The organism is Cryobacterium sp. TMT1-19 (assembly GCF_004403055.1).
In the GTDB taxonomy this organism is placed as follows: Bacteria; Actinomycetota; Actinomycetes; order Actinomycetales; family Microbacteriaceae; genus Cryobacterium; species Cryobacterium sandaracinum.
This window is the reverse complement of the sequence record NZ_SOHB01000027.1, coordinates 42327-49261: the sequence shown is the minus strand read 5'-3', so window position 1 is coordinate 49261 and position 6935 is coordinate 42327. Positions and strand designations below refer to the sequence as shown.

The 6935-nt window shown below is 68.0% G+C and carries 6 protein-coding genes, 1 tRNA gene and 1 pseudogene; 4 read left to right on the top strand and 4 right to left on the bottom strand.

Features of this window, described 5'->3' with window-relative positions; genetic code table 11:
* The 4 genes and pseudogenes from E3T40_RS07010 to E3T40_RS07000 form a co-directional block, all read right to left on the bottom strand.
* The coding region (locus E3T40_RS07010) for a hypothetical protein (RefSeq protein WP_134542979.1) at positions 1-296 on the bottom strand (296 nt) is incomplete at its 3' end.
* Positions 297-580: 284 nt separating this feature from the next.
* Positions 581-1054 (bottom strand): hypothetical protein, encoded by a 474-nt coding sequence (locus E3T40_RS16985; protein WP_241981700.1) that lies wholly within the window; start codon positions 1052-1054, stop codon positions 581-583.
* A 121-nt stretch (positions 1055-1175) separates the two neighbouring features.
* A pseudogene (locus E3T40_RS16980) lies at positions 1176-1943 on the bottom strand (carboxylesterase family protein); the annotation flags it as partial.
* A gap of 124 nt (positions 1944-2067) precedes the next feature.
* Entirely contained in the window at positions 2068-2802 is a 735-nt protein-coding gene (locus tag E3T40_RS07000) for a flavodoxin family protein (protein ID WP_104170490.1), read from the bottom strand.
* 105 nt (positions 2803-2907) lie between these two features.
* Between E3T40_RS07000 and E3T40_RS06995 the strand changes: the two genes are divergently transcribed.
* The 4 genes from E3T40_RS06995 (at position 2908) to E3T40_RS06980 (ending at position 6807) form a co-directional block, all read left to right on the top strand.
* On the top strand, positions 2908-4278 hold the full coding sequence (locus E3T40_RS06995) for an MFS transporter (RefSeq protein ID WP_198411951.1): 1371 nt from the start codon (positions 2908-2910) through the stop codon (positions 4276-4278).
* A 48-nt stretch (positions 4279-4326) separates the two neighbouring features.
* Positions 4327-4399: transfer RNA gene (locus E3T40_RS06990), tRNA-Arg, on the top strand.
* 108 nt (positions 4400-4507) lie between these two features.
* Positions 4508-5350: a UbiA family prenyltransferase gene (locus E3T40_RS06985; RefSeq protein WP_134542978.1), complete on the top strand. Its 843-nt coding sequence runs from the start codon at positions 4508-4510 to the stop codon at positions 5348-5350.
* Entirely contained in the window at positions 5347-6807 is a 1461-nt protein-coding gene (locus tag E3T40_RS06980) for an NAD(P)/FAD-dependent oxidoreductase (protein WP_134542977.1), read from the top strand. Before E3T40_RS06985 ends, E3T40_RS06980 begins: the two co-directional genes overlap by 4 nt.
* Positions 6808-6935: the final 128 nt, after the last annotated feature.

Genomic DNA, 6935 nt, shown 5'->3' with positions numbered 1-6935 from the left:
AGGGACTCATTGCCCAGGATACGGCGGCACCGTACCGAAATGTCAGCGGCGGAGGCGACCCTGGCCGCATCGACCCGGCGGCCGAGGTCTTCGACCGTGCCGAGCACCATCATCGCGTCCGCCTCGCCCAGGAGGGAGAAGGACACCGAGTCCAGCACGGCCGCGGCCAGGTCACGCGCCTGCTGCAGCTGCTGCACGAGGTGTGCACGGGGTGCCTGCGCGAGGGGTGCCTGCGCGAGGGAAGGCACCGCCTGCGGTGAGGCGGTGGGGTGGTGCGGAGTGGGGGCTCCAGCCATACCTCAATAGTAGACGTATACGAATGTGCAGTCAAGAGGTTCTGCACGAGTATAGAAAGTATTTCGGTCGGCGCGGTGCCGTGGTGTTGCCGACCACGTGCATCCGTCGGTCGCGCCTCAGGCACCCGGGCCCCTAACGAATTCGACGAAGATTTTACCGATTTCGCGCCCAAACGGATGCTGTGGGCCGGTTCTGAGCAAAATCTCCGTCGAATTCTTTCGGCCAGTGGCCGGCGCAGGAGTAACGGGGAGCTCACGCCGACGGGCTCAACCGCCGCTACCCGCTAGAAGTTCGGCAGGAACTCCTGCCAGACCGCCCGCCGCTCTCCTCGCGGATCCGATTCGATGCGATCGACCTCGTCGATGATCAGAGTCAGCCGGTCTGTTTCCGAGTAGGTCGGCCAGGTGTCGTCGGGCCGCCTTGTGCAGGCGAAGCGAAGCCAGTGCAGGCGCATCCGTTCGCCCGCAATGATGAAGAGTTCCCGCCCGCCGAGCAGGGTCATGGCCCGGGCCGTGGGGCCGTCGACGTGGTCGAACAGGGCGAACAGCTCGATTCCGTGTGTGGCGCCGATGCCCAGCATGTGCATAAGCCGCGGGGCCAGGTCGAACCGGTCTGTGCAGACCGGCGCGACCCGGGAGTGGAAGTCGCCGATCTGCAGGCTCGGATACCAGAACACGAAATCCCCGCCGAAGTCTGACGACGACCGTTTCGCCGGCAGGCTCGCGTCGACGGAGCGCATCGCGTCGTGCGAGCTCACCGGGGCGTGGTCGAACGGCCGCGATACGCGTCGGCGACTTCGGCAGGATGTCCACCCGGCCCCGGAACAGCGACCCCTCCCGCTCGTTGGTGCCGATGATCAGCGGCACCCGGTGCGCGGTCCCGTGACGGAAGGCGTCGAGCGGCCGCTCGGGCAGGAAATCCCCGTCGATCACCGGGATCAGGCAGAAGGTGCCCGGGTTGGCATCCGGCGTGCGCGCCTGCAGCGCCACGGCCGCCTGGGTCAGGTCGGCTACCGCGGCGGTGGTCAGCAGCTCGTTCGGCGACAGGGCGGAGGCGTGCGGCCGCTGGGAGCGCAACTCCACCACGAACTCGGCGGCCCAGCCCTCGGTCAGTGAGTGCGAGAACGACGCTCTGGTCGGGGGACTCTGCGCGATGGCGCGGGCGAACAGCCCCGCGGCGGAGGGCGTCGCCATCAGATGGAGCACCGCGTTGGCGCCGGCCGATTCCCCGAACACGGTCACGTTGTGGGGGTTCCCCCCGAAGGCACGGATGTTGTCGTGCACCCACCAGAGGGCGGCCACCTGGTCGCGCAGCCCGGGATTGCTCTCCAGGGGCCGTTCCGATGTCGAATACCGGGAGAAGTCGAGGTAGCCGAGGGCACCCAGCCGGTAGTTGAAACTGACGCAGACCACCCGCCCGGTGCGCACGAAACTTTCCCCTCGGCCGGTGAAATCCTGCGAGGATCCCACGCTGTAGCCATCGCCGTGGATGAAGACCATCACCGGGCGGCCCAGCCGTCTACGCGACGCCGACGCCGGCCGAAGCACGTTGACACTCAGGCACTCCTCACCGGCTGCGGGGCCCGGAACCGCAGCTCGCCCACGGGTGGCGCGGCGTAGGGGATGTCTCGCCAGGCCGAATGCCATTGTCGTCCACGCCGCGCACGATCTCGCCGGTGACCCGCACGTCCAAGCGGCTCCGCGGGGAGGCCGGCGCCACCTCGCGCAGGGTCGCGGTCATGGCGTCCTCACTTCGGGCGCGTCGACGCCGCTATCGGTACTCCGGGTTCGGCTGGAATCCGAATCGCTCGCCCTCGTCCCAATCCGCGCGGAGGTTCCCGTACGCGGGGATGCCGCCGTTTGCCTTCAGCATTGCGGCCAGGTGCATCAGGTTCCAGGTCATAAAGGTCACGTTGCGGTTCGTGAAGTCGCTGTCCGGCCCCCCGGAACCCGGGTCCAGGTAGCTCGGGCCCGGACCGATCGCGCCGATCCAGCCGACGTCGGCCGTCGGTGGAATCGTGAAGCCGATGTGCTGCAAGCTATAGAGCACGTTCGACGCGCAGTGCTTCACGCCGTCCTCGTTGCCGGTGATGACGGCCCCGCCCACCTTGCCGTAGTAGACGTACTGACCCTTGTCGTTCAGCTCCCCCGACATGGCATAGAGCCGTTCGATCACGCGCTTGGTGACCGAGCCGTTGTCGCCGAGCCAGATCGGCCCGCCGATCACGACGATGTCGGAGGCGCGCACCTTGTCGAACAGGGCGGGCCAGGCATCCGTCGCCCAGCCGTGTTCGGTCATGTCGGGGTAGACGCCCGAGGCGATGTCGTGGTCGATGGCCCGGATGTTCTCGACGTGGACGCCCTGCTCGTGCATCAGGTTGATGCTGAGGTTCATCAGGCCCTGTGTGTGGCTGATTTCGGGGCTTCGTTTGAGGGTGCAATTGATGAACAGGGCCCGAAGGCCGGCGTATTCGAAGGATGCCTGGGTGTTGCGGGTCGCGGTCATGGCGTCAGTTTTGCACCTGCCCCAGACCTCGTCTAGGGCCACACCGGGGCCCGCGCCCTCCGGATCGGGCCTTCGATCGGGCCGCGAATCGGGTTAACTGGGAGAGTGATTTCCAGAGAGCATCGGGTGTTGATCGTGGCCATTCTGGCGTCGTTCGTGGCGTTCCTGGACGGCTCCATCATCACGGTCGCGCTGCCGGCGATTTCTCGGGAACTCGGCGGCGGTCTGGTGCTGCAACAGTGGGCGGTCGACGGCTACCTGCTCTCATTGGGCGCCCTGATCCTCGTGGCCGGGTCACTCTCGGACACGTTCGGCCGGGTGCGGGTGCTCCGGATCGGGCTGGTATGGTTCGGGATCACCTCGCTGGCGTGCGCGGTCGCACCCTGGGGGAGTGCGCTCGTGCTGGCCCGGGTGCTGCAGGGCGTGGCGGCGGCTCTGCTCGTGCCGAGCTCCCTGGCGCTCATCACCTCGACGTTCTCGGGGGCGGCGCAGGCTCGAGCGATCGGGGCCTGGACCGGCTGGACGGGCATCGCGGGCATCATGGGTCCGGTGCTCGGCGGCATCCTGGTGGACACGCTCAGCTGGCGCCTGATCTTCGGGCTCAACGTGATCCCCATCATGGTTACCCTGGTGCTGCTGGCCGGCCTGGACGAGCCGGTGCGCACCCGTCCGGCGGCCCCCATCGACGCGTGGGGCGCCGGCCTGGCCGCGCTCGGGCTGGGCGGTCCGGTCTTCGCCCTGATCGAGCAGGGGCGGCTGGGCTGGGCCAGCCCGGTCGTGTTCGTGCCGCTTGTCGTCGGGCTGCTGGCCTTCGCGGGGTTCCTCTGGTGGGAGGCGCGCGCGCCGCATCCGATGATGCCCCTGAGCCTGTTCAAGATCCGCAATTTCGGCGTCGGTAACATCGCCACGGTCGGTTTCTACGCCGCCCTCGGCCTCGGTTTCTTCGTGTTCACGCTCTATCTGCAGCAGGTCGGCGGCTTCTCGGCGACCGTAACCGGTTTCGCCGGCATCCCGGCGACCGCCATGCTCCTGCTCTTCGCGACCCTGTTCGGCACCCTGGCCGGCCGCTACGGACCGCGCGCGTTTATGACCGTGGGCCCGATGGTGGCAGGAGCCGGATTCCTGCTGCTACTCGGGGCGGTGCCGCCGATCGCGCTCTGGTCGCAGGTCGTGCCGGCCGTCGTCGTGATCGGCCTCGGCCTGGCCATCACCGTGGCGCCGCTCACTTCCGCGGTCCTCGGCTCCATCCGGCCCGAGCAGGCCGGCATCGGCTCGGCCATCAACAACGCCGTCGCCCGGGTGGCCGGTCTAGTCGCGGTAGCTCTGGCCGGCACGATCATCGGAACTACGCTCGACGTTCCGGGATTCCAGCGCGTGATGGTCGTCGTCGCGGGCTTGATGTTCGCCGGCGGGCTCGCCTCCTGGCTCGGAATCCGCACCTCGGGTCCGGTTGCCGCGCCGGAGCATCCCGAATAACTGCTATAGTTTTCAAGTTGTCAGAGAGTACTTAGCTCTGGGCAGCCTGCGCTCGTAGCTCAACGGATAGAGCATCTGACTACGGATCAGAAGGTTGGGGGTTCGAATCCCTTCGGGCGCACATCTGGACCCCCGCAATCAGCAGATTGCGGGGGTTTCCTGTTTGTCCGAAATGCATGGGCGTCGGCACCCGAAAAAACGCGGTCTCTCGCAGCGATAGAGTGAGAAAGTGCTCACCCGCCTGGTTCAGATCTCCCGACCGGTGCTCTGGGTCAACACCATCGGAACCACCGTCATCGCCATGTGGCTGGTCGGGGATTTGTGGCGGTGGGAGATTGTTCCGCTGCTCCTCTGGGTGACGCTGCCGTTCAACCTGCTGATCTACGGTGTGAACGACATTTTCGACCAGGAAACGGATGCTCGGAACGCCCGCAAGGGTGGCCTCGAGGGGGCCCGCATCCTCGGCTCGGAAACCCGCGCCATCGTGCTCGGAGTCGTACTGACCAACGCGCCTTTCGTGGCGTATTTCCTCGCTACGTTGCCGGCGGCGGCGCTCGCCTGGATCGCCGCGTACATGGTGATCTTCATCTTCTACTCGGCACCCCCGCTGCGTTTCAAAGCCCGGCGCTACCTCGACTCGCTCAGTAACGCCGCCTACGCTTTCCCGCTGGTCTTCGTGCCTCTCGCCCTCGGCGAGTCACCGGTCTGGGCGACGGCGATCGGACTGATGGCGTGGAGTGTGGCCAAGCACACCTACGACGCGGTGCAGGACATCGACGAGGACCGTGCAGCCGGAATTCAAACCACTGCCGTTCATCTCGGCGCGCGCGGCGCCGTGGTGTGGAGCGGCGCGTGGTGGGCCCTGTCCACCGTGGGTTTCGCGCTGATCAACTGGCCGGTCGCCGTGGTGAATGCGCTCATCGCCGGCTGGCTGGTGGGGTCGCTGGGGCGCAGCCCCACGCCGATGACGGCCCGCCGAATGTACCGCTACTCGATCGCGTTCCCCTACGTCGCAGGTTCCGTCGCCGGGGCCCAGCTCGTGGCAGTTTTTTTGCTCAAGGAGCTCCTATGACACGATCCCGCAGGAAGACGAACCTGACCCCGCAGCGCATCGTCGTGCTCGGCGCGGGAGTCGGCGGGCTCACGGCCGCCGCGCTGCTGGCCCGCGCCGGCCATTCGGTGACGGTGCTGGAGGGCTCCGACTGGATCGGCGGCAAGAGCCGACGACTCGAAATCGACGGGCAGCACGTGGACACCGGACCGGCGCTGGTCACCTTTCCTCTGGTCTGGGAGGAGCTGCTGGCCCGCTACGACGCGCTCGGCGCCCGCCGCTCTGTTCCCGCCGAAGCCGCCGCGGTGGCCGCGGTGACGTTGCGGAGACTGCCTGAGGTGGGCCGGTACTTCTACCGGGGAGCGGACGCCGTCCTGCCGGTGCCCGCCGGTCACCCGTGGCACGCGGCCTGGACCCGGTTCGAAAAAGAACACGGTGGCCTCGGGCCTCAACTCACGAGCATGCTGACCGCCGACCCGGCCGATCCGGCATCGCTGCCGGCCGTACGCAACGTGTTTCGGCTCTACGGCACCCGCCTGACCACGCGCAGCTTTCTCGACGGCCTGAGCTGGATGCCCGAAGGCCTGCGTGAGGTTATCGCCATCCACACCCTCAATGCCGGTGTCTCTCCCCGGCACACCCTCGCACTGTACGCGAGCATGCCGGCGATCATGGCCAGGGACGGCGTGTGGGTTCCCGAGGGCGGTGTGAACGAGCTGCCGCTCGCATTGCACCGGCTCGCGTTGAACGCCGGCGCGGTCGTGCGCATTAGCGAGCCCGTCACCGCCGTGTCGAAAGGGCTCGTGACCACGGCGACGGCGACGCATCCGGCCGACGTGATCGTGAGCGGGCTCGACCGTGGGGTGCTCGACGGGCTGCTCGGCGTGCCGCCGGTCCGGCCACGGAAGCTGTCCTGCTCCGGCGTGGCCATCTATGCCGTGCTTGAGACCTCGTTGCCGGAGGGCACCGCCACGCATTCCGTCGTGTTGCCCGACGACCCGGCCGCCCTGCACCGCAGTCTCGATGCCGGGGCTGTGCCCGAGCAGACGATGGCCTTCCTGAACTATTACCGGCCGCACGAGGTCTATGCCAACGACCGGGCCACCGTGGCGGTGCTCCTCACCGCGCCCGCTGACGGCCGCCGCTATGACCTCGACAGCCCGTGGGTGGCGCGTGAGGTCGCGCGGGTCAGCGCCGCCGTGGGCCTGGACCGGCCGATCAGCGAGCTGTTCCGTGATCACGTCGTGCTTGATCCGCGGTACTTCGCTGGCTGGGGCTCCACCGGTGGTGCGCTCTACGGCGCCACCAACCCGCTCTGGCAGAGCGGGCCGTTTCACCGCCCCGGGTACACCAGCCGGTTACGCCCGTGGCTGTGGCGGGTGGGGGCATCGGTGCACCCCGGCGGCGGTATACCGGCCGTGCTCGGCGGCGCCATGACAGCGACCCACAAGCTGATCGGCCGCCTCGACGCCCGCTGACCGAGGAGTGACGGCCGCCGGATCAGCGAACGGCCAGGACCGGCCGAGGCAGATGCGCCGACTCGCGGCGCACATTGGTGCGATCACAGCCGGAGCAGGTCAGCACGTAGACGGGGAGGGCGCGGTGC

Coding starts and splice junctions, on each gene's coding strand:
- E3T40_RS07000 (WP_104170490.1), bottom strand. CDS start 2,802: ATGACCGCGACCCGCAACACCCAGGCATCCTTCGAATACGCCGGCCTT.
- E3T40_RS06980 (WP_134542977.1), top strand. CDS start 5,347: ATGACACGATCCCGCAGGAAGACGAACCTGACCCCGCAGCGCATCGTC.